The sequence below is a fragment of the Streptomyces sp. NPDC058812 genome (assembly GCF_042744565.1).
Lineage (GTDB): Bacteria > Actinomycetota > Actinomycetes > Streptomycetales > Streptomycetaceae > Streptomyces > Streptomyces thinghirensis.
In genome coordinates, this window is sequence record NZ_JBHYOB010000023.1 from 1 (window position 1) to 24,574 (window position 24,574).

At 71.6% G+C, this 24,574-nt stretch carries 24 protein-coding genes and 1 tRNA gene; 15 read left to right on the plus strand and 10 right to left on the minus strand.

Annotated features, from left to right (window positions below; genetic code table 11):
- Positions 1 to 143: 143 nt before the first annotated feature.
- Both chpH and ACFW48_RS33295 read right to left on the minus strand, forming a co-directional pair.
- A complete protein-coding gene (chpH, locus tag ACFW48_RS33290) occupies positions 144 to 377 on the minus strand; it encodes a chaplin ChpH (RefSeq protein WP_386321504.1) in 234 nt (77 codons plus the stop codon).
- A gap of 220 nt (positions 378 to 597) precedes the next feature.
- Complete coding sequence (locus ACFW48_RS33295) at positions 598 to 1,923, minus strand: M20/M25/M40 family metallo-hydrolase (RefSeq protein ID WP_386321507.1); 1,326 nt, start codon at positions 1,921 to 1,923, stop codon at positions 598 to 600.
- A 173-nt stretch (positions 1,924 to 2,096) separates the two neighbouring features.
- Between ACFW48_RS33295 and ACFW48_RS33300 the strand changes: the two genes are divergently transcribed.
- A tRNA-Leu gene (locus ACFW48_RS33300) sits at positions 2,097 to 2,184 on the plus strand.
- Positions 2,185 to 2,246: 62 nt separating this feature from the next.
- Positions 2,247 to 2,630, plus strand: a complete 384-nt coding sequence (locus ACFW48_RS33305) for a YchJ family protein (RefSeq protein ID WP_386321510.1) — start codon at positions 2,247 to 2,249, stop codon at positions 2,628 to 2,630.
- A 41-nt stretch (positions 2,631 to 2,671) separates the two neighbouring features.
- On the opposite strand, the gene ACFW48_RS33310 is transcribed toward ACFW48_RS33305, so the two are convergent.
- A complete protein-coding gene (locus tag ACFW48_RS33310) occupies positions 2,672 to 3,373 on the minus strand; it encodes a FadR/GntR family transcriptional regulator (RefSeq protein ID WP_386321512.1) in 702 nt (233 codons plus the stop codon).
- 137 nt (positions 3,374 to 3,510) lie between these two features.
- Between ACFW48_RS33310 and ACFW48_RS33315 the strand changes: the two genes are divergently transcribed.
- The 5 genes from ACFW48_RS33315 to ACFW48_RS33335 all read left to right on the plus strand — a co-directional run bounded on the left by ACFW48_RS33315 (position 3,511) and on the right by ACFW48_RS33335 (position 8,292).
- Positions 3,511 to 4,038, plus strand: coding sequence for a gluconokinase (locus ACFW48_RS33315; protein WP_386321515.1), 528 nt, complete (start codon positions 3,511 to 3,513; stop codon positions 4,036 to 4,038).
- An 89-nt stretch (positions 4,039 to 4,127) separates the two neighbouring features.
- Positions 4,128 to 5,525 (plus strand): GntP family permease, encoded by a 1,398-nt coding sequence (locus ACFW48_RS33320; RefSeq protein ID WP_386321518.1) that lies wholly within the window; start codon positions 4,128 to 4,130, stop codon positions 5,523 to 5,525.
- 33 nt (positions 5,526 to 5,558) lie between these two features.
- On the plus strand, positions 5,559 to 6,320 hold the full coding sequence (locus ACFW48_RS33325) for an SDR family oxidoreductase (RefSeq protein ID WP_386321521.1): 762 nt from the start codon (positions 5,559 to 5,561) through the stop codon (positions 6,318 to 6,320).
- 59 nt (positions 6,321 to 6,379) lie between these two features.
- Positions 6,380 to 7,432, plus strand: a complete 1,053-nt coding sequence (locus ACFW48_RS33330; protein WP_386321749.1) for an L-idonate 5-dehydrogenase — start codon at positions 6,380 to 6,382, stop codon at positions 7,430 to 7,432.
- Positions 7,433 to 7,845: 413 nt separating this feature from the next.
- On the plus strand, positions 7,846 to 8,292 hold the full coding sequence (locus tag ACFW48_RS33335; RefSeq protein WP_386321524.1) for a hypothetical protein: 447 nt from the start codon (positions 7,846 to 7,848) through the stop codon (positions 8,290 to 8,292).
- A gap of 3 nt (positions 8,293 to 8,295) precedes the next feature.
- Here ACFW48_RS33335 and ACFW48_RS33340 read toward each other — a convergent pair whose 3' ends face one another.
- Positions 8,296 to 9,834, minus strand: a complete 1,539-nt coding sequence (locus ACFW48_RS33340; protein WP_386321527.1) for an APC family permease — start codon at positions 9,832 to 9,834, stop codon at positions 8,296 to 8,298.
- Between the two features lie 33 nt (positions 9,835 to 9,867).
- Positions 9,868 to 10,818, minus strand: a complete 951-nt coding sequence (locus tag ACFW48_RS33345; protein ID WP_386321530.1) for a hypothetical protein — start codon at positions 10,816 to 10,818, stop codon at positions 9,868 to 9,870.
- Positions 10,819 to 11,046: 228 nt separating this feature from the next.
- Here ACFW48_RS33345 and ACFW48_RS33350 point away from each other — a divergent pair, with 228 nt between their 5' ends.
- The 3 genes from ACFW48_RS33350 (at position 11,047) to ACFW48_RS33360 (ending at position 12,546) form a co-directional block, all read left to right on the plus strand.
- Positions 11,047 to 11,556: an NUDIX hydrolase gene (locus tag ACFW48_RS33350; protein ID WP_386321533.1), complete on the plus strand. Its 510-nt coding sequence runs from the start codon at positions 11,047 to 11,049 to the stop codon at positions 11,554 to 11,556.
- A gap of 256 nt (positions 11,557 to 11,812) precedes the next feature.
- Positions 11,813 to 12,205 (plus strand): YidH family protein, encoded by a 393-nt coding sequence (locus tag ACFW48_RS33355; protein WP_386321535.1) that lies wholly within the window; start codon positions 11,813 to 11,815, stop codon positions 12,203 to 12,205.
- A 2-nt stretch (positions 12,206 to 12,207) separates the two neighbouring features.
- Positions 12,208 to 12,546, plus strand: coding sequence for a DUF202 domain-containing protein (locus ACFW48_RS33360; protein WP_386321538.1), 339 nt, complete (start codon positions 12,208 to 12,210; stop codon positions 12,544 to 12,546).
- 24 nt (positions 12,547 to 12,570) lie between these two features.
- Here ACFW48_RS33360 and ACFW48_RS33365 read toward each other — a convergent pair whose 3' ends face one another.
- A complete protein-coding gene (locus ACFW48_RS33365; RefSeq protein ID WP_386321541.1) occupies positions 12,571 to 13,503 on the minus strand; it encodes an NADP-dependent oxidoreductase in 933 nt (310 codons plus the stop codon).
- 73 nt (positions 13,504 to 13,576) lie between these two features.
- On the opposite strand from ACFW48_RS33365, the gene ACFW48_RS33370 reads away from it, so the two are divergent.
- The 3 genes from ACFW48_RS33370 to ACFW48_RS33380 all read left to right on the plus strand — a co-directional run bounded on the left by ACFW48_RS33370 (position 13,577) and on the right by ACFW48_RS33380 (position 16,343).
- The gene (locus tag ACFW48_RS33370) at positions 13,577 to 13,879 is read left to right on the plus strand and encodes a hypothetical protein (RefSeq protein WP_386321543.1); all 303 of its coding nucleotides are present in this window, start codon (positions 13,577 to 13,579) and stop codon (positions 13,877 to 13,879) included.
- Positions 13,880 to 14,096: 217 nt separating this feature from the next.
- Positions 14,097 to 15,122, plus strand: coding sequence for a phosphotransferase family protein (locus tag ACFW48_RS33375; RefSeq protein ID WP_386321545.1), 1,026 nt, complete (start codon positions 14,097 to 14,099; stop codon positions 15,120 to 15,122).
- A gap of 6 nt (positions 15,123 to 15,128) precedes the next feature.
- A complete protein-coding gene (locus tag ACFW48_RS33380) occupies positions 15,129 to 16,343 on the plus strand; it encodes an acyl-CoA dehydrogenase family protein (protein WP_386321548.1) in 1,215 nt (404 codons plus the stop codon).
- 37 nt (positions 16,344 to 16,380) lie between these two features.
- Here the strand turns inward: ACFW48_RS33380 and ACFW48_RS33385 are convergent, their stop codons facing one another.
- The 3 genes from ACFW48_RS33385 to ACFW48_RS33395 are packed head-to-tail and all read right to left on the minus strand — an operon-like array spanning position 16,381 to position 19,454.
- On the minus strand, positions 16,381 to 16,974 hold the full coding sequence (locus ACFW48_RS33385; protein WP_375909461.1) for a TetR/AcrR family transcriptional regulator: 594 nt from the start codon (positions 16,972 to 16,974) through the stop codon (positions 16,381 to 16,383).
- A gap of 21 nt (positions 16,975 to 16,995) precedes the next feature.
- A complete protein-coding gene (locus ACFW48_RS33390) occupies positions 16,996 to 18,687 on the minus strand; it encodes a class I adenylate-forming enzyme family protein (protein ID WP_386321550.1) in 1,692 nt (563 codons plus the stop codon).
- Positions 18,684 to 19,454: an SDR family oxidoreductase gene (locus ACFW48_RS33395; RefSeq protein WP_386321552.1), complete on the minus strand. Its 771-nt coding sequence runs from the start codon at positions 19,452 to 19,454 to the stop codon at positions 18,684 to 18,686. Before ACFW48_RS33395 ends, ACFW48_RS33390 begins: the two co-directional genes overlap by 4 nt.
- A 174-nt stretch (positions 19,455 to 19,628) precedes the next feature.
- Here ACFW48_RS33395 and ACFW48_RS33400 point away from each other — a divergent pair, with 174 nt between their 5' ends.
- Positions 19,629 to 20,885, plus strand: a complete 1,257-nt coding sequence (locus ACFW48_RS33400; RefSeq protein ID WP_386321555.1) for an exo-beta-N-acetylmuramidase NamZ domain-containing protein — start codon at positions 19,629 to 19,631, stop codon at positions 20,883 to 20,885.
- A 16-nt stretch (positions 20,886 to 20,901) separates the two neighbouring features.
- Here the strand turns inward: ACFW48_RS33400 and ACFW48_RS33405 are convergent, their stop codons facing one another.
- Positions 20,902 to 23,733: a penicillin acylase family protein gene (locus tag ACFW48_RS33405; protein WP_386321557.1), complete on the minus strand. Its 2,832-nt coding sequence runs from the start codon at positions 23,731 to 23,733 to the stop codon at positions 20,902 to 20,904.
- Between the two features lie 222 nt (positions 23,734 to 23,955).
- Between ACFW48_RS33405 and ACFW48_RS33410 the strand changes: the two genes are divergently transcribed.
- A complete protein-coding gene (locus ACFW48_RS33410; protein WP_386321560.1) occupies positions 23,956 to 24,558 on the plus strand; it encodes a hypothetical protein in 603 nt (200 codons plus the stop codon).
- The last annotated feature ends 16 nt before the right edge of the window (positions 24,559 to 24,574 follow it).

Here is a 24,574-nt window from a genome sequence, read left to right on the forward strand (position 1 = left end):
CTGTATACAAACATTTACTGGTTGGGGGCTCGGGGATTTTGTTTATACCCCCCTGCCCGCCCCCCACCGCCCGCCCCCCCGGGCGGGGGGCCCCCCCCCCCGGGGGCCGGCGGACTCAGACCCTCACGGGGCGAGGCACAACGTCACTTGTTGATGCAGACGTTGCCGAAGGCGGGGTTCAGCAGACCGATCACGGAGACCGTGTTGCCGCAGACGTTCACCGGGACGTGCACGGGCACCTGAGTGACGTTGCCGGAAAGGACGCCGGGCGAGTGCACGGCGGCACCCTGGGCACCGGAGTCGGCGACGGCCATGCCCGCGCCCGCGAGAATCAGACCACCGGTGGCTGCCGCGGCGGCGACGACCTTCTTGAGCATTATTCCTCCTAGTTGGCAAACGCGATCCCAGCTTGCTGATCGCATTACCTGTAACGAGGAGGGAGTAATGAGGCTACGAGCTTATGAGCGCATTCACTCTTCCCGGTCGCCTCCCGCACAGGCGGCCGAATACCGTCGCGTGCGGGAGTCACGTTTCAGCGGGCGAATCCGGACGCGTCGGCGAATCAGAACCGCCGACGAATCAGGACGCGTCCATGAATCAGGACGCGTCGATGAAGCGGTCGAGCACCCGCACGCCGAACTGCAGCCCCTCCACCGGCACCCGCTCGTCCACCCCGTGGAACATGCCCGCGAAGTCCAGCTCCGGCGGCAGCTTGAGCGGCGCGAAGCCGAAGCAGCGGATGCCGAGGTCGTCGAAGGACTTGGCGTCGGTGCCGCCGGAGAGCATGTAGGGCACCGCCCGCGCGATCGGGTCCTCGGCGCGCAGGGCGGTCTGCATGGCGTCGACGAGCCGGCCGTCGAAGTCGGTCTCCAGCGCCTTGTCGGCGTGCACGTCCTCGCGCCGCACCCGCGGGCCGAGGATGCGGTCGAGGTCGGCGAGGAACTCCTCCTCGTAACCGGGCAGGAAGCGTCCGTCGACGTGCGCGGTGGCCTGGCCGGGGATGACGTTGACCTTGTAGCCGGCGCCGAGCTGGGTGGGCGCCGCCGAGTTGCGCAGGGTCGTGCCGATCATCCGGGCGATGCCGCCGAGCTTGGCGAGGGTCTCCTCCATGTTCTCGGGGTCGAGTTCGGTGCCGAGCGCGTCGGACAGCTCGTCCAGGAAGGCCCGTACGGTCTTGGTGACCCTGACCGGCCACTTGTGCCGGCCGAGCCGGGCCACGGCCTCGCACAGCTCGGTGATCGCGTTGTCGTCGTTGGTCATCGAGCCGTGCCCGGCCGTGCCGTCGACGGTGAGCCGCATCCAGTGCATGCCCTTCTCGGCGGTCTCGACGAGGTAGAGCCGCAGCTTCTCGTTGACCGTGAAGGAGAACCCGCCGACCTCGCCGATCGCCTCGCTGACGCCCTCGAACAGCCCGGGATGCTCGCGCACCAGGTGCTTGGCGCCGTACGTCCCGCCGGCCTCCTCGTCCGCGAGGAACGCCAGCACGATGTCGCGCGGGGGCTTGCGCCCGGTGCGCAGCCGGTCGCGGACGACCGCGAGGGTCATCGCGTCCATGTCCTTCATGTCGACCGCGCCACGCCCCCACACGCACCCGTCCGCGATCTCACCGGAGAAGGGGTGGTGGGTCCAGTCGTCCGCGTTGGCCGGGACCACGTCGGTGTGGCCGTGGATGAGGAGCGCGGGCCGGGACGGGTCCTCGCCCTCGATCCGGGCCACCGTGGAGGCGCGTCCGGGGTGGGACTCGAAGATCTGCGGTTCGAGCCCCACCTCGGCGAGCTTCTCGGCGACGTACTCGGCCGCCTTGCGCTCGCCCGGACCCGAGTGGTCGCCGTAGTTGCTGGTGTCGATCCGGATCAGCTCGCGGCAGAGGTCGACTACCTCGTCCTCGCCGGTGACGCTCCTGGCCGTGCCCGAGTCGCTCACGTGGTTCCTCCCGCTGTCACTGCTGACGTCACTGCTGATGTCACTGCTGGTGGGTCCCTCTCATCCTCCCCCTCCGGCCGTCCGCGCCCAAGGAGGGGGTGATCGGCCACCCCGGAAAGCCTGGTAATGTTTACGTCGTCGCCGCGGGCAACACCCCGCACGACAGACACCTTGTCCGGGTGGCGGAATGGCAGACGCGCTAGCTTGAGGTGCTAGTGCCCTTTATCGGGCGTGGGGGTTCAAGTCCCCCCTCGGACACCAGTCGAGACCCCTGTTGCGGCAGGGGTCTTGTGCTTTTCGGTACGTGTCCCGCACCAGGCACAATGGCCGCCATGACCACGCCTTCCTGCCCGTGCGGGCTGCCCGAGCCGTACGAGAAGTGCTGCGGCCGCTTCCACGCGGGAGCCGCCTCCGCGCCGACCGCCGAGGCCCTGATGCGTTCGCGCTACAGCGCCTTCGTACGCCTGGACGCGGGCTACCTGCTGCGGACGTGGCACCCGAGGACGCGTCCCGGACACCTCGACCTCGACCCGGGGACGCGGTGGACCGGTCTGGAGATCCTGGGCACGACCGACGGGTCCGCCTTCCACTCCACCGGGTCCGTGACCTTCCGGGCGTCCTACCGCGGCGGCTCGCTGCACGAGCGGAGCCGGTTCGAGCGCGTCGACGGGGCGTGGGCGTACGTCGACGGGGAGTTCCTGGCCTAGATCCGCCCGGCGAGGTTCAGGGCGCATCCGCCCGGCGAGGTTCAGGGCGCCAGGATGTCCAGTTCCTGAAGCGCCCCGACCGTGATCTCCCGGGTCAGCCGCTCGGCGCGCTCGGCGTCGCGTGCCCGCACCGCCTCGGCGACCTGGACGTGCAGGGTGACGGCGGCCGGGTCGGGGTCCTCGAACATCACGTCGTGGTGGGTGCGGCCGGCCAGGACCTCGGCCACGACGCCGCCGAGGCGGGCGAACATCTCGTTGCCGGAGGCGGTCAGGATGACGCGGTGGAAGGCCACGTCGTGGAAGAGGTACTGCTCCAGTTTGTGGCCGCGTGAGTTGGCGACCATGCCGAGCGCGCACTCGGTCAGCTCGACGCACTGCTCGGACGTGGCGTGCCGTGCCGCCAGGCCCGCCGCCACCGGTTCGACGGCCGACCGCAGCACGGTCAAGGAACGCAACTGGCGGGGGCGTTCGGAGCCGGCCAGGCGCCAGCGGATGACCTGCGGGTCGTAGACGTTCCACTCGCACTCGGGCAGGACGGTGACGCCCACGCGGCGGCGTGACTCGACCAGGTGCATGGACTCCAGCACCCGGACGGCCTCCCGCATGACGGAGCGCGACACCTCGAAACGCTGCGCCAGTTCGTCCGTGCGCAGAACGCTGCCCGCAGGGTACTCGCCCGCTGTGATCGCGGGGCCGAGGGTGTCCAGTACGCGGCCGTGCAGCCCCCGGCCCGGTGTGCTCATGCACTCAGCGTACGGGGCAGGTCACGGGGACAAAAAGTCAGACTTATATGTCACAGGCTCTTGAATTCGTCGTACCTAATGAGTTTCAGTTACGTCGACATCACGTGTCGACGAAGACAGCAGACAGCGAGAGTGCGATGCAGCGACTGCACACCCCCCATGTCGTCGTGGTCATGGGCGTAGCGGGCACCGGGAAGACCACCATCGGCCCCCTGCTCGCGGCCCGGCTCGGCGTTCCCTACGCCGAGGGCGACGACTTCCACCCGCCGGCCAACATCGCCAAGATGACGGCCGGCACCCCGCTCACCGACGAGGACCGCTGGCCCTGGCTGGACGCCATCGGCGGCTGGGCGCACGGGCGGGCGGGGCTCGGCGGGGTGGTGAGCAGTTCGGCGCTGAAGCGGTCGTACCGCGACCGGCTGCGGGCCGGCGCTCCCGGTGTCGTCTTCGTGCACCTCACGGGCAGCCGCGAGCTGATCGAGGACCGGATGTCGCACCGGCAGGGGCACTTCATGCCGACGGCCCTGCTCGACTCCCAGTTCGCCACGCTCCAGCCCCTGGAGCCGGACGAGGCGGGAGTCGCCGTGGACGTCGCCGGCAGCCCGGAGGAGATCGCCGAACGGGCGATGAACGCCCTGAAGGACCTCCCCGAGCCGGTCCAGTAACGCCCCACACCCTCCCCCGGGGTCGTGCCGCCAGCCGCGGGCACGACCCCGACCTTCCCCCGAATCCCCATCACCGCAAGGGAACCACCGTGACCAGACTCAGCGTCGAGATGCTGGCAGCGGACACCGTCGAGCCGATCACCTCGGCCGGCCACGCCCAGCTGGGCATCGCCGTGCTCCTGGGCATCGCCGTCATCGTCCTGCTGATCACCAAGTTCAAGCTGCATGCCTTCCTGTCGCTGACCATCGGGTCACTGGCGCTCGGCGCGTTCGCCGGGGCGCCGCTGGACAAGGTCATCACCAGCTTCACCGCCGGGCTCGGCTCCACCGTCGCGGGTGTCGGCGTCCTGATCGCCCTCGGCGCGATCCTCGGCAAGATGCTCGCCGACTCCGGTGGCGCCGACCAGATCGTGGACACCATCCTCACCAAGGCGAGCCCGCGTTCGATGCCGTGGACGATGGTGCTGATCGCGTCCGTCATCGGGCTGCCGCTGTTCTTCGAGGTCGGCATCGTCCTGCTGATCCCGGTCGTCCTGATGGTCGCCAAGCGCGGCAACTACTCCCTGATGCGCATCGGCATCCCGGCGCTGGCCGGTCTGTCCGTGATGCACGGTCTGGTTCCGCCGCACCCCGGCCCGCTGGTCGCGATCGACGCGCTCGGTGCCAACCTCGGTGTCACGCTCGCGCTGGGTGTCCTGATCGCCATCCCGACGGTGATCATCGCCGGTCCGCTGTTCTCGAAGTACGCGGCCCGCTGGGTGGACGTCCCGGCCCCCGACCGCATGATCCCGCAGCGCGCCTCGGAGGAGCTGGAGAAGCGCCCCGGCTTCGGCGCCACCCTGGCCACGATCCTGCTGCCGGTCGTGCTGATGCTGGCCAAGGCGCTCGTCGACATCATCGTCGACGACCCGGAGAACCTGGTGCAGCGCACCTTCGACGTGATCGGCAACCCGCTGATCGCCCTGCTCGCCTCCGTGATCGTCGGCATCTTCACGCTGCTGCGTCCGGCCGGTTTCGGCAAGGAACGCCTCTCGGGCCTGGTCGAGAAGGGGCTCGCGCCCATCGCGGGCATCCTGCTGATCGTCGGTGCGGGCGGCGGCTTCAAGCAGACGCTGATCGACTCCGGCGTGGGCCGGATGATCCTGGAGATCTCCGAGGACTGGTCGATCCCGGCCCTGCTGCTGGCCTGGCTGATCGCGGTGGCGATCCGGCTGGCGACCGGTTCGGCGACCGTGGCGACCGTCTCGGCGGCCGGTCTGGTCGCGCCGCTGGCGGCCGACATGTCGACGACGCACGCGGCCCTGCTGGTCCTGGCCATCGGCGCCGGTTCGCTCTTCTTCAGCCACGTCAACGACGCCGGTTTCTGGCTGGTGAAGGAGTACTTCGGCCTGAACGTCGGCCAGACCATCAAGACCTGGTCCGTCATGGAGACGATCATCTCGGTGGTCGCGGGCGCTCTCGTCCTGCTCCTGTCACTGGTCATATAGCCGCAGGACGCAACGTCATTCAGGAGTACGACGATGACGGCTCACCCCCTCTTCGACATCGGCGGGCGCACCGCCCTGGTGACCGGTTCCAGCCGGGGCATCGGGCTGGCCCTCGCCCGGGGCCTGGCGGAGGCCGGCTGCCGGGTGGTCCTCAACGGACGCGCCGCCGACCGCCTCACCAAGGCCGCCGCGGACCTTCCCGGCGACGTCCGCACGGCCGTGTTCGACGTGACCGACGGTCCGTCCGTGGCGGCCGGGATCGCGGAGGTCGAGGAGCGGGTGGGCCCGCTCGACATCCTGGTCAACAACGCCGGCATACAACTTCGGGCTCCCCTGCTGGAGTTCGCCGACGCCGACTGGCACCGCATCCTGGACACCAATCTCACCAGCGCCTTCCTGGTGGGCCGGGAGGCGGCGCGCCGGATGACGGCACGCGGCCACGGCAAGATCGTCAACATCTGCTCGCTGCAGAGCGAGGTGGTCCGTCCGGGCATCGCGCCCTACGCGGCCACCAAGGGCGCGCTGAAGATGCTCACCAAGGGCATGTGCGCGGACTGGGGCCCGTACGGCGTCCAGGTCAACGGTCTCGGTCCCGGCTACATCGAGACCGAACTGACCCGGCCCCTCGTCGAGGACGAGGAGTTCAGCGGCTGGGTCCGCCGGCGCACTCCGGCCGGCCGCTGGGGCCGTACGGAGGACCTGGTGGGCGGGCTGCTGTTCCTCGCCTCGCCCGCCGCGGACTTCGTCGGCGGACAGATCCTGTACGTCGACGGCGGCATGACGAGCGTCCTGTGAACCCCGCACGCGACCCGCTCGCGCCACTCGCCCCACTCGCCCCCGAGGAGGCGGCTCAGATGCTCGGCTGTGTCATCCACGGCGCCGGCGATCTGCGCGTCGAGGAACTGCCGGTCCCCCGCCCCGGCCCCGGCGAGGCGCTGGTCGCCGTCCGCTACGGCGGCGTGTGCGGCTCCGACCTGCACTACTGGCGGCACGGCGGTGTCGGCGACTTCCGCCTGAAGGAGCCGATGCTGCTCGGGCACGAGGTGGTCGGAACGGTGGTGGCGTACGGCTCCCCGGACACGGGCACGGACACGCCGGGCCCGGCCGCCGGTACGGCCGTCGCCGTGCACCCGGCGACCCCGTGCGGGGTGTGCCCGGAGTGCGCGGACGGGCGGCGCAACGTCTGCCGGGACACCCGCTACCTGGGCAGCGCTGCCCGCTTCCCGCACGTCCAGGGCGGCTTCGCGGCGCGGATCGTCGTTCCCGCCGAGCAGCTGCGCCCCCTGCCCGCCGGCCTCGACCCGCGCCGTGCCGCCCTCGCGGAGCCCCTCTCCGTCGCCCTGCACGCCGTACGCCGGGCCGGGGACCTGACCGGGCGGCACCTGCTGGTCACCGGGGCCGGTCCGGTCGGCTGCCTGGTGGTCGCGGCGGCCAAGGCGGCGGGCGCGGCCCACGTGACGGTGACGGACCTGCTGCCCGCCGCCCTGGAGTACGCGCGTGCCGCCGGCGCCGACACCCTCGTACGGGCCGACGCCCCCGACGACGCCGGGTGGCCGGCCGAGGTGGACACGGCGATCGAGGCCTCGGGGGTGGCCGCGGGGCTGGACGCCTGCCTGCGGCTGGTCCGGCGCGGCGGTGTCGTCGTGCAGCTCGGCATGCTGCCGCCGGGGCAGAGCCCCTTCGCCGGCAACCTGGTGGTGAGCCGGGAGATCGAGCTGCGCGGGGCGTTCCGCTTCGACGGCGAGTTCGACGAGGCGCTGGAACTGCTCGCCGCCGAGCCCGCGTTCGACGCGCTGGTCAGCACGGTGGTGCCGGTACGGGACGCGGAGTCGGCGTTCGTGCTGGCCGCGGACCGGAGCCGGTCCTGCAAGGTGCTGCTGGACTTCGGCGCGGTCTCCGCCTCCTGAGCCACTCTCCCGGTACTTCCCCGGCCGCCAGGACGGTGGCGGTGGTCGCGGCCTCCTGCGTCGCCGGTGAAGCAGGGCCACCCAATGGCGGCCGGAACGTGAGCGTGGCGGGCGGGCTGTCGAACGGCAGCCCGGTCGGTACGCCGCGCAGAGCGGCCGGACCATCCGAGCCCGCCCCCTCCTGGCGGCCCGACGGCAGCGGCGGCCCGGTGGCCGCACCGGTACCCGACCGTCCGTCGCACGCCCCCGCCGACCCGACGCCCCCCGCTCGAACCGGCCGGCGAAGGACGACGGCGCACCGCCTCCCACCGCCCCCGCCTGGCTCCCGCCCGGCCCCGTCTCCTCCGACACGGACGGGACGCCGTACCGGACCCGGCCGGCCTCTACGACCGGCTCCGCACGCCCGCCACCGGGTGCGCGGACGTCCTGCGCACGATCCCGTCCGTGCCCCCGACCGACGACTGTCGGTTGCTGCGCGGTCTGGCGAGCGGCTGCCCGGCGGTGCGGGCCGGGGCGGCAGCTGGGAGACGGCGGCCCGTGACCACGCGGAGCCGGCGGGACGCCCGGACGGCTGCAAGGGGCGGGCCGCCTACGCCGTACTCACCGGCCTGCTGGAGTTCCACGAACAGCATCCCGGCACCACGGTGCGGCTCGGGAGCGCACCGGACGGCGCCCCGGCGTGCGGGTACGGGATCGCCGCGGTGGACGCGGGGACCGACGGAACCGCCTGGCCCGGCGAGGTGATCCGGATCGAGCTGCGCGGCACGTACCTCGACCACGCCGAGCTGCTCCGCGACGGCGGCGTGTCCGTCGACGGGGTGAGCGTGCCGGGCCCGCTCACGCCGTCGGCGTCCCCGTGAGGGTCAGGAGGACGCCGCCTTGTCCAGCTGGAACGCCTCGTTGCCCTGGCCGATGCGGGCGTGCCGCTCGGGTGCGCGGGAACGCAGGACCAGGCCCTGCACGAGGCCCGCGATCACGGCCAGGCCGATGATGCCGGGCAGTATCCAGCTCAGGGAGGAGTCGGGGCCCGCGCCGACGAGGACGTCGAAGTCCTTGACCGTGTAACCGGCGATCACCACGAGGGCCACGCCCGCGACGGTGGAGGTCGCCAGCCGCACGCCCTGGGTGCCGGCTGCGCCACGGCGGACGAAGAAGGTGACGACGGAGAACGAGGCCGCGGCCATCAGCACGATCACGCCGAGGGCGCCGATGTTGCCGCCCCAGGTGAACAGGTGCAGCACGGGCTGGGTCGGGTCGCCGTTCGGCTTGTCGTCGGCGATCGCGAAGCCGATGACCACGACCGCGGACACGGCGGTCTGGAGCAGCGAGCCGGTGCCCGGGGCGCCGCTGGAGCCGCTGGTCCGCCCGAAGGCGGCGGGCAGCAGCCCCTCCCGCCCCATGGCGAAGGCGTACCGGGCGACGACGTTGTGGAAGCTGAGCAGGGCGGCGAACATGCCGGTCACGAAGAGCACGTGCAGGACGTCGGTGAAGGTGCCGCCCAGCCGGTCCTCGGTGAGGAAGAACAGGAGCCCGGCGCTCTGCTCCTGCGCGGTGCCGACGATCTTGTCGGGCCCGGTGGCGACGGTCAGGGCCCAGCTGCTGAGCGCGAAGAAGACCGCGACCCCGCCCACCGCGAGGAACATGACACGCGGCACGAGCACGTGCGGCCGGCTGGTCTCCTCGGCGTACACGGGAGCCTGCTCGAACCCGAGGAAGGCGGCGATGCAGAAGCACAGCGCGGTCCCCACACCCGCTCCCGTCAGGGTGTCGGGGTTGAAGGCGTGCAGCGACAGCCCCTGCGCCCCCGGATCGGCGACGGCGGCGATGTCGAACACGACGACCAGCACGACCTCGATGAGCAGCAGAACACCCAGCACGCGCGCGTTGACGTCGATCTTCAGCCAGCCCAGCGTGCCGACCGCGAGCACGGCCAGCAGCGCCGGTACCCACCAGGCGACCTCCAGGTCGGCGTAGGTGGCCAGGAGCCCGGAGACCTCGAAGCCGAAGATGCCGTAGATGCCGACCTGGAGGGCGTTGTAGGCGACCAGCGCGACCATGGCGGCGCTCGCGCCGGCGGTGCCGCCGAGTCCGCGGGAGATGTACGCGTAGAAGGCCCCCGCGTTGTGGACGTGCCGGCTCATCTCGGCGTACCCGATGCTGAACAGGATCAGCACCACGCCCAGCAGCACGAAGAGCAGCGGCTGCCCGACGATGCCCATCACCGCGAACGTGGTGGGCATGACCCCGGCGACCACCATCAGCGGGGCGGTGGCGGCCAGCACGGAAAGAAGCAGACCCCCCGTACCGAGCCGGTCCGCGCGCAGCGCCCGCTCCTGCCCCTTGAAGGTGCTGATGGCGCCACCGCTCGCGGATCTGCTCGTGCTCGAACTGCCCGTGGTCATCGGAGGACGTCCTTCTTTCGTGTGCGTTGGAGGTCAGGCCGTGCCGAGCGCACTCGCGCGGGCGGCTCGGAAGGCGGGGTACGGGTCGCGGTCCGGGTACGCCCACGGGGCGGGCGTGACGTGTTCGCCGATGCGGTGGAAGAGGGCGGCGGCCTCGGCGCCGCGGCCCTCGCAGGTTTTGGCGTGGGCGAGGAAGTTGAGGTCGATCAGCCGGCGCGGGTGGCCGTCCTGCTCCCACTCCAGCCACCAGTCGAAGGCCGCCTTCATCACCAGCCGGGCGCGGCGGCCGACCCAGTGGCCACAGGCGTTCGGGTCGGCGGACTCATGACCGGCGGCGGCGAGCACGCGGTAGCGCTCGGCGTGCGCGACGACCGGGAGGATGGCCAGCGGGGAGTCGGCGGGGGCCTGCTCGGCGGCCCAGTTGGCGAAGTCGTACACCTCGTGCAGCGGGTCGGCACCGCCGTCGCCGCCGCGTTCGGCGAGCCGGGCCACCATCAGGTGATGGGCGTGGTGGTGATCGGCGTACCGCGCCCGCACCGCCTCGAAGACCCGGATGACCTCGTCCACCGCGCCGAGCGAACGCTCCAGCATGAGCAGCCCGAGCCACGGCGTCGGATCGTTCGGGACGAGCGCGGCCGCGTCCCGGCACGCCTCCCGGACCCGGGCGGGCTTCTCCTTGCCGCGCAGGGCGCGGTGGACCAGCGCGAGGGCGAGCAGTATCGAGGCGTCGGCGGAATCGGGCTCGGCCAACAGCCACTCGCGGGCCCAGGGCGCGCTGTAGGGCTCCTTGGCGAGCACGGTCACCCGGTGCCCGCGGCGGTCCCAGTCGTCGCCCGTGTGGACCAGCAGGGAGCGGGCGGACTGCCATCGCCCCTGGGCCAACGCGGCACGGGCGGAGACGAGTTCGGCGTCGTCGAGGGCGTCGTCGAAGGCCTGGGCCGCGCGTTTGCGGCCGCGGCCGAGGGGAGGCGGAGGTGGGGACACCGCGGGAAACTTCCTCACGCGACGCGGTAGGTCGTCGTAGCCGGTTTGCCATGAACTGATCACGCACAGCAAAGCGGCAGCCAACACTTTCCGTCAAGGCCCGACAGCTCGTTACACGCGTCAACTGGCGTGACACCAAAGGAACTTGTCCCGTACCGCCACACCCTCCCCCTCCCTATTTCCTCGGCGACCGGCTGCCGAGCGCACGGCCGCTGCTTGGATGGACGGATGAGCGCTGCTGACGAGATCCTCGACATCGTCGACGAGAACGACCGCGTCACCGGGCAGGCCCGGCGGGGCGACGCGTACGCCCAGGGGCTGCGTCACCGCTGCGTGTTCGTGTTCGCCCGCAATCCGGACGGACGCGTCTTCGTTCACCGCCGCACGGCGACGAAGCTGGTGTTTCCCTCCCGGTACGACATGTTCGTCGGCGGGGTGGTGGGCGCGGGCGAGTCCTACGACGACGCGGCGCTGCGGGAGGCGGAGGAAGAGCTGGGAGTGACGCAGCTGCCACGCCCGGAGTACCTCTTCAAGTTCCTGTACGACGACGGCGCCGGGCGGACCTGGTGGTCGGCGGTGTACGAGGTGCGCTGCGAGGGACCGGTTTCTCCGCAGGTGGAGGAGGTGGCCTGGCACGGGTTCCTCACGGAGGCGGAGGTGGAACGGCGCCTCGGGGAGTGGGAGTGGGTGCCGGACGGGTTGGACGCGTATGCGCGGCTGCGGGCTTGGCGGGGGTAACGGTGCGGGGCCGGGAGAGGTCGCGCGGGACGGAGAGCCGCGTACGGCGCGAAGGGCCGTGTCGGGGGGTGTCCGCCCGCAGCGGTTGGCGCGTCAACGCCGGCACTTCCGTGGCCGACCGATTCCGCGCCGTTCCGAGGACGGACACCCCCCGGCACGGCCCGACCCACAACAAAACAGAACGCGCTACCCGCACCCCCGCAAAACCCGCGCAGGCCGCCGCAGGCATTCCGTGACCGCCCGATAGGGTCCCCGCGTGATCGAATTCGTGCGGAACGCCCGGCTCTGGTTCGCACCCGAGGAGACCCGGCAGGAGGGCAGCACCCCCGACTACCGGTTCTCGCTGGCGAACGAGCGCACCTTCCTCGCCTGGCTGCGCACCGCCCTCGCCCTGGTCGGCGGCGGGTTCGCGGTGGACCAGTTCCTGCCCGACCTGCGCTGGGGCTGGCGGGTGGGCCTCGCGCTCGCGCTGCTCGCGGCCGGCGCGCTGTGCTCGCTGCGCGCGGTGAACCACTGGGTACGCTGCGAACGTGCCATGCGCCGCGGCGAGGACCTCCCCGTCTCCCGCTTCCCGGCCCTGCTCAGCCTGGTCGTCACCGTGGTCGCCGTGGCGATGGTCCTCGTGGTCCTCGTCGGCTGGGAGGGCTGAGCGTGAGCACCGACGCACCCGCTCCCGCCCCTGACCCCGCCCGCGACCCCGGGCTCCAGCCCGAGCGCACCCGGCTCGCCTGGCGCCGCACGACCCTGTCCGGCACCGTCGTAGCCGTACTCGCCGCGAAGACCGCGCTGCACGGCGGCGCGACCCCCGCCACGGTCGTCGCCGCCGCCCTGTGCTGCGCTCTCTGGCTGGCCTTCCTGCGCATCGCCCACGGCCGCATCCGCACCCTCGCCTCGACGAACAGACCCCGCGCCCTGACTCCTCCGTACGCCACGGCGGCCACTCTGTGCACGGTGGCGCTGGCGGTGTGCGGCGCGTTCCTCGTCCTCTAGCCCGCCGGGGGACACCCCGCCCCGTTACTCCCGGCCCACCGTCACCACGATCTTCCCCCGAGTCCGCCCCTCCTGGTTCAACCGGTGCGCGTCCGCCGCCCGCTCCAACGGGAACGCCTCCGACACGTGCACACTCACGGTCCCCTGCTCCGCCAGCTCACTCAACCGCAGCAGGTCCTCGGCGTCGGGGCGCACGAAGGAATACCGCCCGCCGTAGTCGACGACGTCCGCGTCGGCGATCGACACGAGGCGGCCCTCGGTGGCCAGCAGGTTCGCCGAGATCTTCAGCGTCTCGCCGCCGACCGTGTCGAACACCGCGTCCACGCCCTCGGGCGCCAGCCCCCGCACCCGTTCGGCCAGCCCCTCCCCGTACCTCACCGGCTCCCCGCCCAGCCCCCGCACGAAGTCGTGGTTGCGCTCGCTCGCCGTACCGATGACCCGCGCCCCCAGATGGCGTCCCAGCTGCACGGCGATCGAGCCGACCCCGCCCGCGGCCGCGTGCACGAGGACGGTCTCGCCCCGCTTCACCTCCAGCGCCTTCACCAGCACCTGGTACGCGGTCAGCCCGGTCAGCGGCAGTCCGGCCGCCTCCTCGTAGGAGAGGTTGCGCGGCTTGCGCGCGAGGGTGCGTACGGGCGCCGCCACGTACTCGGCGAAGGTCCCCCGGGAAAGGAAGTCCTCACGGACGTAGCCGATGACCTCGTCCCCTACGGCGAACTCCGTGACGGAGGCCCCGGGCTGCACGACGACCCCCGAGACGTCCCACCCGGGAATCACGGGGAAGACGGGCTGGAGGATGGCGTCGAGATGGCCGTCGCGGCACTTCCAGTCGACGGGATTGACGGCGGCGGCCCGCACCTTCACGAGCACCGAGTCGGGCCCGACCCGCGGATCCGGGACGTCCCCGTACTCCAGGGTCTCGGGCCCGCCGTACCGTGCGTAACTGATCGCCTTCATGGCTCCGACCCTCCCGGGTACCCGAACGCCACGCAAGCTGAATGTCCAGATATACACCGATAAGGTGAGCGCCATGACCACTCTCCACCAGGAACACCCCGCCCAAGACCACGCCCATGACCACGGCCCGCACTGCGGCCACGCGGAGGTGCCCCACGGCGACCACGTCGACTACGCGCACGACGGGCACCTGCACCGGCAGCACGGCGGCCACTGGGACGAGTGCGAGCCCTCCGGGCACACCACGCACGAGAGTCACGACCACCGGCACGGCGAAGGCTGCGGACACACGGGCGTCCGCCACGGCGACCACGTCGACTACCTGCACGACGGCCACCGCCACGCCGCCCACGACGGCCACTGGGACGACCACTGACAAACGGCACCCCCCAGCCCCCGCCCCCACCCCCGCCCCACCCCCCCCACTCCCACCAGACCCACACATCACGACCCCACCCGACAGCTCCCCGCACTCCGCGCGGGGGGCTGTCGTCCTATCGTGGCGCCGATCACGTTCCGCTCCCCTACTGGACGGCATACCGACCGGTCGGCATCATGAGTCGGGTACTGTTCACCTGCCCGTAGGAGCGACGATGAGCCCCGACCACCCGCCCGGACTCGATCTCGACCGGTTGCGCGGCCTGCTCGACCGCGAGCGGCCCGGCCTGGTGACCGGCCCGCTGTCCGGCCGGCTGATCGAGGGCGGACGGTCGAACCTCACCTACGCGGTCTCGGACGGTACCGCGCGCTGGGTCGTACGACGACCCCCGCTCGGCCATGTCCTGGCCACCGCGCACGACATGAAGCGCGAGCACCGTGTCATCAGCGCCCTGCACCCGACGGACGTACCGGTGCCGCGCCCGGTCCTCCTCTGCGAGGACGACGAGGTCATCGGGTCGCCCTTCTACGTCATGGAGTTCGTCGAGGGCACCCCGTACCGCACCGCCGACCAGCTCGCCCCGCTCGGCCCCGAGCGCACCCGGGCCGCCGTGCTGAACCTGGTCGACACGCTCGTCGAGCTGCACGCGGTGGACCCCGCCGCCGTGGGCCTGGGCGACTTCGGCCGCCCCGAGGGCTTCCTGGACCGCCAGCTGCGCCGCTGGGCCAAGCAACTGGACGCCTCCCGCAACCGCGACCTGGCCGGCATCGACGAGCTGCACGCCACCCTCGGCCGGGAACTGCCCCGCTCCCCCGCCCCGACCGTCGTGCACGGCGACTACCGCCTGGACAACGTCCTGATCGGCGGTGACCGGGACGAGATCAACGCGATCCTCGACTGGGAGATGTCCACCCTCGGCGACCCGCTCACCGACCTCGGCCTGCTGGTGATGTACAGCATGCCGCTCGGCATGCCCGACTCCCCCGTCTCCACCACCGCCCAGGCCCCCGGCCACCCCGCCCCCGCCGAGCTGATCGAGCGGTACGCCGCGCGCTCGGGGCGCGACGTGTCCGCCGTCGCCTGGTACACGGCGTTCGCCTGGTTCAAGCTCGCCGTGATCCTGGAGGGCATCCACTACCGCTACACGCTGGGCCAGACCGTCGGCCGCGGCTTCGACCGCATCGGCGACCTCGTCCCCGTCTTCATCGAGCACGGCCTGACCACCCTTCAGGAAGGCTGATCCGTCATGGACTTCGCGTTCGACGCACGCACCGAGGAACTCCGCGCCAAGCTGCTCGCCTTCATGGACGAGTACGTCCACCCGGCCGAGCAGGTCGCCCACGAGCAGCGAGCCCGGCTCGCCTCCCCCTGGGACACCCCGCGGGTGGTGGAGGACCTGAAGGCCGAGGCCCGCCGCCAGGGCCTGTGGAACCTCTTCCTGCCCGACGCCGAGCACGGCGCGGGCCTCACCAACCTCCAGTACGCGCCGCTCGCCGAGATCACCGGCCGCAGCCCGCAGCTGGCCCCGACGGCGACGAACTGCGCGGCGCCGGACACCGGGAACATGGAGGTGCTGGCCCAGTTCGCCGACGAGGCGCAGAAGAAGCAGTGGCTCCAGCCGCTGCTCGCCGGTGAGATCCGCTCGGCGTTCGCGATGACCGAGCCGGACGTGGCCTCCTCCGACGCCACGAACATCACCACGCACATCGAGCGCGACGGCGACGAGTACGTCATCACCGGCCGCAAGTGGTACATCTCCGGGGCGATGAACCCGGACTGCCGGATCTTCATCGTGATGGGCAAGACCGACCCGGACGGGGAGGACATCCGACGCCAGCAGTCCATGGTGCTGGTCCCCCGCGACACGCCGGGCGTCACCGTCGACCGGGCCATGCAGGTCTTCGGCTACGAGGACCACTACCACGGCGGCCACGCCGAGGTGACCTTCGACCACGCGCGCGTGCCGGTGTCGAACCTGATCGGCGAGGAGGGCGGCGGCTTCGCCATCGCCCAGGCCCGCCTGGGTCCGGGCCGTATCCACCACTGCATGCGGCTGATCGGCATGGCCGAGCGGGCCATCGAGCTGATGTGCCGCCGCGCGGTGTCCCGCGACGCCTTCGGCAAGTCGCTGGCCCAGCAGGGCGTGGTGCACAACTGGATCGCGGACGCGCGCGTCACCGTCGAGCAGCTGCGGCTCCTCGTCCTCAAGACCGCCTGGCTGATGGACACCGTCGGCAACCGGGGCGCCCATACCGAGATCCAGGCCATCAAGATCGCCACGCCCCGCGCGGTGGTCGACATCATCGACCGGGCGATCCAGCTGCACGGCGCGGGCGGGGTGAGCCAGGACTTTCCGCTGGCCGAGCTGTACGCGGGCGCCCGGACGCTGATGATCGCCGACGGGCCGGACGAGGTCCACCAGCGCTCGCTGGCACGCCGGGAGATCAAGAAGTACCTGTGAACGAAGCGGCGCCCCCCGCGGCCCGGGGGGCGCCGTCTCACGGGCGCAGTGCCCGCAGCAGCAGGTCGGCCAGGTGGTCGGCGACCTCCTGCGGGCTGAGCGGGCCGTCGGGGCGGTACCAGGTGGACAGGTGGTGGACGGAGCCGAAGTGGTAGTCCACCACCAGGTCGGCCGGGGACTCCTTGGTGAAGACGCCGGCCTGCTGGCCCTCCTCGATGAGCGCGCGGAAGCGTTCGTGGTAGCGCCGGCGCTCCGCGCGCACCTGCTTGTTCTTCTCCGGGCTCAGCTGGTGCATGGAGCGGAAGAAGATCGACGCGTCGTCGAGGTTGTCGATGGTCGTGACGACGACGTCGGCCGCCGCGTCCCGCACCCGCTTCTCGACCGGCTCGTCGGAGTCCGCGAAGGCGTCCAGGCGCTCCTGCTGGAGGCGCAGCACGCGCGCGTACACCTCGTGCAGGAGGTCGTCCTTGGAGCCGAAGTAGTGGTACAGCGCTCCCTTGGTGACGCCGGCCGCCTCCACGATCTCCTGTACCGAGGTGCGGTCGTAGCCCTGCTCCGCGAAGAGCCGGGTGGCGGCGGCCAGGAGCCGCTGCGGCACCGGAGTGCCGTCCCCGTCCGTGGTCCTGGGCACTGCCGTCACCTGCCTTTCCTTTCAGCGGCCGTTCAGTGGCCGTTCCTGTTCGTCCTGTTGCGTACGGGAACGCAGTTCCCGACGGAGGATCTTCCCACTCGCCGTCTTCGGCAGGTCGGGCAGGATCTCCACCTGGCGCGGGTACTTGTACGCGGCCAGTCTCTCCTCGCAGTACGCGGCGAGTGCGTCCGGAGCCGTCTCGGCACCCGGACGGAGGCTGATGTACGCCTTGACGGTCTCTCCGCGGTACCCGTCGGGCACGCCGACGACGGCGGCCTCGCGCACCGCCGGGTGGGTGTAGAGCACGTCCTCGACCTCGCGCGGCCAGACCTTGAAGCCCGAGGCGTTGATCATGTCCTTCTTGCGGTCGACGACGTAGAGCCACCCCTGGGCGTCCATGAAGCCGATGTCGCCGGTGCGCAGCTCGCCGCCGGGGAAGGTCTCGGCGGTGGCGTCGGGGCGCCGCCAGTATCCGGGGACGACCTGCGGACCGCTGACGACGATCTCGCCCTGCTCTCCGAAGGGCACCTCCGCGCCCTGCTCATCGACGATCCGGACGATGCCCTCGGGGCCGGGCACGCCGACGGCGAGCGTCCCGGAGACCGGGTCGACGGGCGCCTCCAGGTGCGGCGGTACGGAGGCGCAGGGTGCGGTGCACTCGGTCAGCCCGTAGCCGTTGCGGATGTACGGCCCGAAGCCCGCGCGGAACTTCTCCACCAGGGCGGGCGGCAGCGGCGCGCCACCGGAGGAGATGTTCGCGAAGGACGCGAAGTGCTCGCGGGTGACGGACGGGTGGGCGGCCAGCGCCATGAAGGCGGTGGACGGGCCGACCGTGTAGTGCGGCCGGTGCTCGGCGAAGGCGTCCAGCACCACGCCCGCCTCGAAGCGGTACGCCAGGACGAGCGTGCCCACGCTGTTCAGGCAGGCCCCGAACTCGCAGACCATGCCGGTGATGTGGAACAGCGGCGCCAGCGCGAAGTAGACGGGTGCCTCGGGCAGACCGAGCCCGGTGCGCTGCCGCTCCGCGTTGTACATGATGTTGCGGTGCGTGTTGGTGGCGCCCTTGGGCGTGCCGCTGGTGCCCGAGGTGTAGCTGATGAGCGCGGTGTCGTCCGGTCCCGGGTCGCGGCCCTCGGGTGCCTTGTGACCGGCGCCTGCCACTTCCGCGAGGTCGTCGGCGTCGGTGGTGCCGGGCAGCCGCTCGAAGGTCAGCACGCGCGCGTCCTGGCGGGTCTGGAAGTCCAACTCGCACCCCGTGAGCACGATCCGCACCGGCGAGTCGGCCGCCGTCTCGCGCAGGTACGACTCCCAGGCCCGGTCGGAGCAGATCAGGGCGGCCACCTCGCCGTCCCGCAGGACGTGGCCGACCTCCCCCGCCTTGTACATGGGGTTGACGGGCACGACGACCGCGCCCGCCTTCCAGGCGCCGAGGACGGCGAGCACGAAGTGCGGGGAGTTCTGCAGCAGGACCGCGACCCGCTCGCCGCGCTCCAGGCCGCGCGCGGCGAGGTGCCCGGCGACGGAGTCGCTCAGCTCGTCCACCTCGCGGTAGGTGAGGCGGCCGTCGAAGTAGGCGAGGAAGGCGCGGTCGGGGGCTTCGGCGGCGGCCCGGCGCAGGGCGTGCACCAGGGAGGCGTCCGGGTCGAGCGGGGCCTTCTGGGCGTCGGTCAGCAGGTCCAGCCAGGGCTTGGCCGCGTAACGGGAGCCGGTCATCGGGCCGTCGCCTCCTCCCACTGCCGCTGGAGCCGGTTCATGCCGTGCAGCCAGCGGTCGGGCTCGGCGGCGCGGGCCTGGTAGTACTCGGCGGCCTCGGGGTGCGGCAGGATCAGGAAGCGGTCCTCGTCGATGCCCTTGAAGAGGGCGTCCGCGACGTCCTCCGGCTCGATCGCGGTGGGCTGGAGCACCAGTTGCCCCGCGCTGCCGCTCGCGGTGAGCATGTCGGTGCGCACGCCCTGCGGGCAGATGGCGTGCACCTTGACCCCGCGGTGGCGGTAGGTGAGGGACAGCCACTCGGCGAAGGCGTACGCGCCGTGCTTGGTGACGCTGTAGGGCGCGGCGCCGATCATGGTGAGCAGTCCGGCGGCCGAGACGGTGGAGACGAAACGGCCGCTGCCGCGCTCCAGCCAGTCGGGGATCAGTTCGTGGGCCGCCCGCACGTGTGCCATGACGTTGACGTCCCAGGCGAGCGCCCAGACGGCCTCCTCGGCCGCCTCGGAACCCCCGCAGCCGACGCCCGCGTTGGCGCAGTACACGTCGACCGTGCCGCCCAGCGCCTCGCGCGCCTCGGTGACGATCGCGGAGGCGTCGCCCGGGACCGCGATGCCGCCGATCTCGTCGGCGACGGCCTTGGCCCGGTCGGCGTCCAGATCATTGACGACGACCCGGGCGCCCTCGGCGGCGAAGCGGCGGGCCAGCGCGGCGCCGATGCCGCCTCCCGCTCCGGTGACGACGACTCCGGCATCCTGCACGGCTTCCACCATCGGTCTCCTTCGACACGGCTGCGACACCACATGCGGGCTCTGCTGCAATGCCAGACTAACCAGTCGGTATGTGCGACGGAAGAGGCGAACCGCGGTCTACTCCATTCCGTGCGGTACGCGGCGCGGGTTAGCGTGCGTGCGCATGACACCCGCCGCGATCACGGAGGTCACCGCATGACGCTGTCCAGACGGACCCTGCTCGCCACGACGGCCGCGGTGGCGGCCACCGCCACGGCCGCCACGACCGGCACGGCACAGGCGGCACCCGGAGGCCACGGCGGCCGCCGGGTGCGCACCGGCTTCGAGCGCCTCGCCGACGACGGCTACGCCCTCCTGGACGGACAGAAGGTCGGCGTCGTCACCAACCCGACCGGCATCACCCGGGACGTACGCCACATCGTCGACGTCATGCACGCCGACGACCGCGTGGACCTGACCGCCGTGTTCGGCCCCGAGCACGGCTTCCGCGGCACCGCGCAGGCGGGCGGCTCCGAGGGCCGCTACGACGACCCCGCGACCGGTCTGCCCGTCTACGACACGTACCTGAAGAGCGGGCAGCCGCTCGCGGACATCTTCACGGCGTCCGGCGTGGACACCGTCGTCTTCGACATCCAGGACGTCGGCGCGCGCTTCTACACGTACATCTGGACGCTGTTCGACTGCATGGAGTCGGCCCGGCTCGCGGGCAAGCGGTTCGTGGTCCTGGACCGGCCGAACCCGGTGACCGGGCGGGCGGCCCTGGGCCCGATCCTGCACAAGGAGTTCGCGACCTTCGTCGGCCGGCAGCCGATCGCCCAGGCGCACGGCATGACGGTCGCCGAGCTGGCGCGGCTGTTCAACGGCGAGTTCCTGACGTCGCCGGTGCCGCTGGAGACCGTGCCGATGTCGGGCTGGAAGCGCTCGGAGTTCTTCGACGCCTCCGGGCTGCCCTGGGTGCCGCCGAGCCCCAACATGCCGACGCCGGAGTGCGCCCTCGTCTACTCGGGCACGTGCCTGTTCGAGGGCACGAACCTGTCGGAGGGGCGCGGCACCACCCGCCCGTTCGAGCTGATCGGGGCCGAGGGCATCGACGGGAGCTGGGCCGCCGCCGCGAACGCGCTCGACCTGCCCGGCGTGCGCTTCAGGGAGGCGTACTTCGCGCCCACCTTCTCCAAGTTCCAGGGGAAGACCGTCGGCGGCGTGCAGCTCCATGTGCACGACCGGGCCGCCTTCGACCCGGTACGCACCGGGATCGCCCTCCTGGTGACCGCCAAACAGACCTGGGACGGCTTCGCCTGGCGGTCGGACAACTGGATCGACAAGCTCACCGGCTCCACGCAGGTGCGCACGATGATCGACGCGGGCGCGGACACCGACGAGGTGGTGGGCGGCTGGGAGAGGGAACTGGCGGCGTTCCGCGGGACGCGCCGCCAGTACCTCCTCTACAGGTGACCGTCGGACCGGCCGGTCACCGGTGGGACGTGAACTCCACGACCTGCTGGTAGGTCGGCCGGTTCTGCCAGCCGATGCCGCCGTGCTTGATGCCGCCCAGGGTGCGGTGGATCACCGAGTCGGCGCACCACTGGTCGCCCGGCGAGCAGTTGTCGTCGCCGGGATAGACCTGGGCGGCCGTCCGGCCCGCCGCCTCCTTCAGGGTCGAGACCAGGGTGTCCCGGCAGGCGGCGAGGTCGCCGTCGCCGCAGTACGCGCGCGCGAGCGGCCCTTCGACGGGTTCACCGAGCACGGACCGGATGTCCTTGTCGACATAACTCCACCAGCCGTACTGGAAGGCGCTGCCGGCGTGGGCGCCGGTCGGGCCGTGCGCGGCGGACGGGGACTCGTCGACGGGCAGGTTGCGGGTGAAGGCGGTGTACAGGTCGCTGCCGAGGCCCGGTTCGAACTCGGCCCTCACCAGCAGCGGCCACCAGGCGTCCAGGGTGCGGATCGCGTCGGCGTGGGCGTACTTCTTCGAGCCGGCCGACGTCTCCGTGCGCAGGGCGCCCGCCGCGTGCCACGCCTTGAGCCGGTCCACGGCCTCCTTGGCCACGGGGTCGGTCACCGGCGCGGAGCCGATCACCTTCAGCAGGCCGGGCAGTACGTCCTCGGCCCGCAGGTCGGCGAGGCCCGCCTCGGCCATGGCCTTCACCAGTGCGGCGCGGGTCACGCCGCCGTCGGCGACCAGCTTCCTCACCCGGTCGTCGAGGAGGTTGCCGCGGTGGACGGAGCCGTTGCCCCAGGGTGCGGTGGAGTAGTCCCTGGCCTGCTTGTTGTTCCAGGAGACGTAGTAGTCCTGGTCGAGGGACTGGGGGTGGGCGGACGCCGGTGTGTACTCGGCCGTGTTGGCGGCCGGGTCCCAGTCCTGCCACTCGTACGCCGCTCGCGCCCAGACCGGGAAGTCGGCGTCGACGCCGTTCGCCCGTACCGGGTTGTCGCCGCTGTTGTAGTACGCGGTGTGCTCGGAGTCGGCGTAGAACCAGTTGAAGGTGTAGTTGATGTGCTGGACGGCGCTCTCGAAGCGCTCGGGGCTGTTCAGGTACTCCGGGTCGTTCAGCATCTGGAAGCCGATGATCGAGTCGGCCTCGTGCATGAATGAGGAGCGCAGAGTGGTGTAGGCGACCTTCTTGCCGCCGACCGTGGCGCGGTACTCGACCGGGCCGTACTTGGTGCGCCAGACCCGCATCGTGTAGGAGCCGGCCGCGGTGGAGTCGGCGACGGTCGGCTTCCAGGCGTTCTTCCGCTCGATCTTCTCCATCGGCGTGCAGGTGCCGCGGTAGAGGTAGTGGTAGTCGTCCTGGCACAGCTCGATGGCGTAGGTGTCGATGATGTCCTGGCCGGAGGTGGTCGCGCTCCACGCGTAGTCCTGGCCGCGGCCGAGTTCGACGTACATGCTCAGGCCCGCGAAGGAGGCGCCGCGGGCGCTGATGCCCGGGCCCTGGATCTCCTGGAGCATGAGGAGCTGCGGCGCGAAGTAGCCGGTCTGCGGACCGAAGACGGCGATCGGGTGGCCGCTCGCGGTGTGCTCGCCGCTGACGACGAGGGCGTTGGACATACCGCGCCGGGCCGAGGTCACGGCCGCGTCCGCCGCCGTGGCGGAGGCGCCGGTCGCGCTCGACGCGGCGGCGCTGCCCGTACGGTCGTACACCAGCGGCTCCGCCTGGACCGAGCCGGCGTCGGGCAGGGCACGACCCTGGGGGTCGTCCGGTTTGGGCAGGTACGGGAAGCTGCCCGCTTGCTGGGTGAGGACCGCCTCGGGGTCGTTGCGCTGGCGGAAGGACTCCCAGACCTCGGTGCCCTCGGCCACGCCGTACTTCTCCTGGGCGGCGAGCAGCGAGAGCGCGTTGGTGACCTCGCCGCCGCCGCCCGCGCCGAAGAGGGAGCCGATGACGGAGGCCAGCGCTATCAGGTCGGTGCGCTTGAAGTGCTCGATGGTGCCCGCGTTGGTGATGGCGTTCTTGTGGCCGGTCAGGACGTACTCGCCGGGAAAGTAGCGGCCCTTGTCGGAGGCGTCGATGTAGGCGTTGACGCCGGCGACGTAGGCGTCCACGTCGGCCAGGGCCAGCTCGCCGCGCTCGCCGGCCTTGGCGGCGGCGCTCTCGATCTGGGCGGCGAGGTCGGCCTCGGTGTACGGGGCGCTGCGCCAGAACTGCTGCTCCAGTCCCTGATTGGCGGGGGCGCCGCCGGCGAAGGGGGTCAACTGCCCTCGTCCGACATGCCGGAAGAGGTCCATCAGCCACAGCCGGTCCTGGGCCGCCGCGTAGCCGGCGCCGAACTCGGTGCCGTAGCGGGTGGTGCCGGTGATGTGCGGCACACCGGTCTTCTTGTCGCGGACGATGGTCACGTCGCCGCGGCCGGCCGGGCGGACGGTGGAGGCGACCTGGTCGTCGGGGACGCCGAAGGAGGCGTCGTTGAAGAAGGTGTTGATCTTGTCGTTGGTGAGGCCGGAGTAGCCGGTGGCGAGACCGGCGTAGGGCCCGAGCTGGTCCTCGGCGTGGGCGGGCTGGGTGCCGAAGGCCTGGTTGAGGAGGATCTGGGCCAGGGTGGCGTTGCCGTTCTGTCCGGGCGGCAGGATGTCGGAACACTGGCCGCCGCAGTGGTCGTTGGCCGCCGTTCTCGAGGTCTTTTCGGCTGTCGCCGGTGCGGTCTTCTCCGAGGTGGGAGCCGTTCCGGCGGCCATCGCGGGGGAAAGCGGCGACAAAAGGCCGGCCAAGAGGGCGCATACGAACGCGCCCTTCAGGAACCCGTGGAAGCCGCGGGGAGTTCTCAGTCTGTCGAGGGCGTTGCGTGGGGTGCGCCGTGGCATGGCAGCTCCTCCCGACGTGGGGTGGGCCGGACGTTACCGCCGGTATCCCCGAGTTGGAAGATGAACAGGCGTCACTTTTTTTGAGCGGGTGGACCGGCTTATGAGGGGCATCGGAAATCGGATGGAGCCGAATCGCGTGTCGATACGTCTATTCGGCGACGTCCGTACGACGACGCCGAAGTGACCGAAGTACAGGTGCAGGTGTGACGGAGGTGCAGGGCGATGGCCGGTTTCCGGAGTCTGGCGAGACAGGTCCGCGATCCACGGTGCGACCTGGCGCTACGGCGCTATTCGCTGCGCAAGTGCCTTGAGCGGTTCGCCCCTTATGGGCACAGGGCGACCTGGGACCATCTGTGCTCCCGGGCCGGGTTCGGTCCCGAGGACCGCTCCCCCGACCCAGCGCGGCTCGTGGCCGCACTGGAGGAGCTGGAGGAGGCGCGTTCGGTGTGGCTGGCCTACGAGGTCGGGTTCGCCGAGCGGCGCAGGAAGGAGAAGCACGACGGGCTGCGCAGGCCGGGCAGCGTGGACGACTGGCACCGGCTGACCTGGGGCGGTTTCGGGGTCGCCTGGTGCGACGACCCCCGCGTCCATCCCCACGGGCCGCTGGCGGAGGTGCTGCGCGGTCTGATCTCCGCGCTGGAGCGTGAACCGGGGTCCGTGTGCCCGGTGTGCGACGGGGAGCGCCTCGTCTGGAAGTACGACCTGGACCACGAACCCTCGACGGGCCCGGTCTGCACGGACTGCGGGATCCTCGTCCCGCGGCCCGTCCTCACCCCCGACGCGCTGGCGGACGCCCGGCGGGGTCGGTTGCTGATGTCGGCGTAGGGGGTGCCGTGCGGAT

Excerpts from the sequence above, each read along its gene's own strand:
- ACFW48_RS33305 (WP_386321510.1), top strand. The coding sequence starts at position 2,247 with ATGGCCGCCATGACCACGCCTTCCTGCCCGTGCGGGCTGCCCGAGCCG.
- ACFW48_RS33395 (WP_386321552.1), bottom strand. The coding sequence starts at position 19,454 with ATGGTGGAAGCCGTGCAGGATGCCGGAGTCGTCGTCACCGGAGCGGGA.
- ACFW48_RS33330 (WP_386321749.1), top strand. The coding sequence starts at position 6,380 with ATGCTCGGCTGTGTCATCCACGGCGCCGGCGATCTGCGCGTCGAGGAA.
- ACFW48_RS33370 (WP_386321543.1), top strand. The coding sequence starts at position 13,577 with ATGACCACTCTCCACCAGGAACACCCCGCCCAAGACCACGCCCATGAC.
- ACFW48_RS33405 (WP_386321557.1), bottom strand. The coding sequence starts at position 23,733 with ATGCCACGGCGCACCCCACGCAACGCCCTCGACAGACTGAGAACTCCC.
- ACFW48_RS33375 (WP_386321545.1), top strand. The coding sequence starts at position 14,097 with ATGAGCCCCGACCACCCGCCCGGACTCGATCTCGACCGGTTGCGCGGC.
- ACFW48_RS33380 (WP_386321548.1), top strand. The coding sequence starts at position 15,129 with ATGGACTTCGCGTTCGACGCACGCACCGAGGAACTCCGCGCCAAGCTG.
- ACFW48_RS33400 (WP_386321555.1), top strand. The coding sequence starts at position 19,629 with ATGACGCTGTCCAGACGGACCCTGCTCGCCACGACGGCCGCGGTGGCG.
- chpH (WP_386321504.1), bottom strand. The coding sequence starts at position 377 with ATGCTCAAGAAGGTCGTCGCCGCCGCGGCAGCCACCGGTGGTCTGATT.
- ACFW48_RS33340 (WP_386321527.1), bottom strand. The coding sequence starts at position 9,834 with ATGACCACGGGCAGTTCGAGCACGAGCAGATCCGCGAGCGGTGGCGCC.
- ACFW48_RS33310 (WP_386321512.1), bottom strand. The coding sequence starts at position 3,373 with ATGAGCACACCGGGCCGGGGGCTGCACGGCCGCGTACTGGACACCCTC.
- ACFW48_RS33365 (WP_386321541.1), bottom strand. The coding sequence starts at position 13,503 with ATGAAGGCGATCAGTTACGCACGGTACGGCGGGCCCGAGACCCTGGAG.
- ACFW48_RS33350 (WP_386321533.1), top strand. The coding sequence starts at position 11,047 with ATGAGCGCTGCTGACGAGATCCTCGACATCGTCGACGAGAACGACCGC.
- ACFW48_RS33315 (WP_386321515.1), top strand. The coding sequence starts at position 3,511 with ATGCAGCGACTGCACACCCCCCATGTCGTCGTGGTCATGGGCGTAGCG.
- ACFW48_RS33390 (WP_386321550.1), bottom strand. The coding sequence starts at position 18,687 with ATGACCGGCTCCCGTTACGCGGCCAAGCCCTGGCTGGACCTGCTGACC.
- ACFW48_RS33325 (WP_386321521.1), top strand. The coding sequence starts at position 5,559 with ATGACGGCTCACCCCCTCTTCGACATCGGCGGGCGCACCGCCCTGGTG.
- ACFW48_RS33410 (WP_386321560.1), top strand. The coding sequence starts at position 23,956 with ATGGCCGGTTTCCGGAGTCTGGCGAGACAGGTCCGCGATCCACGGTGC.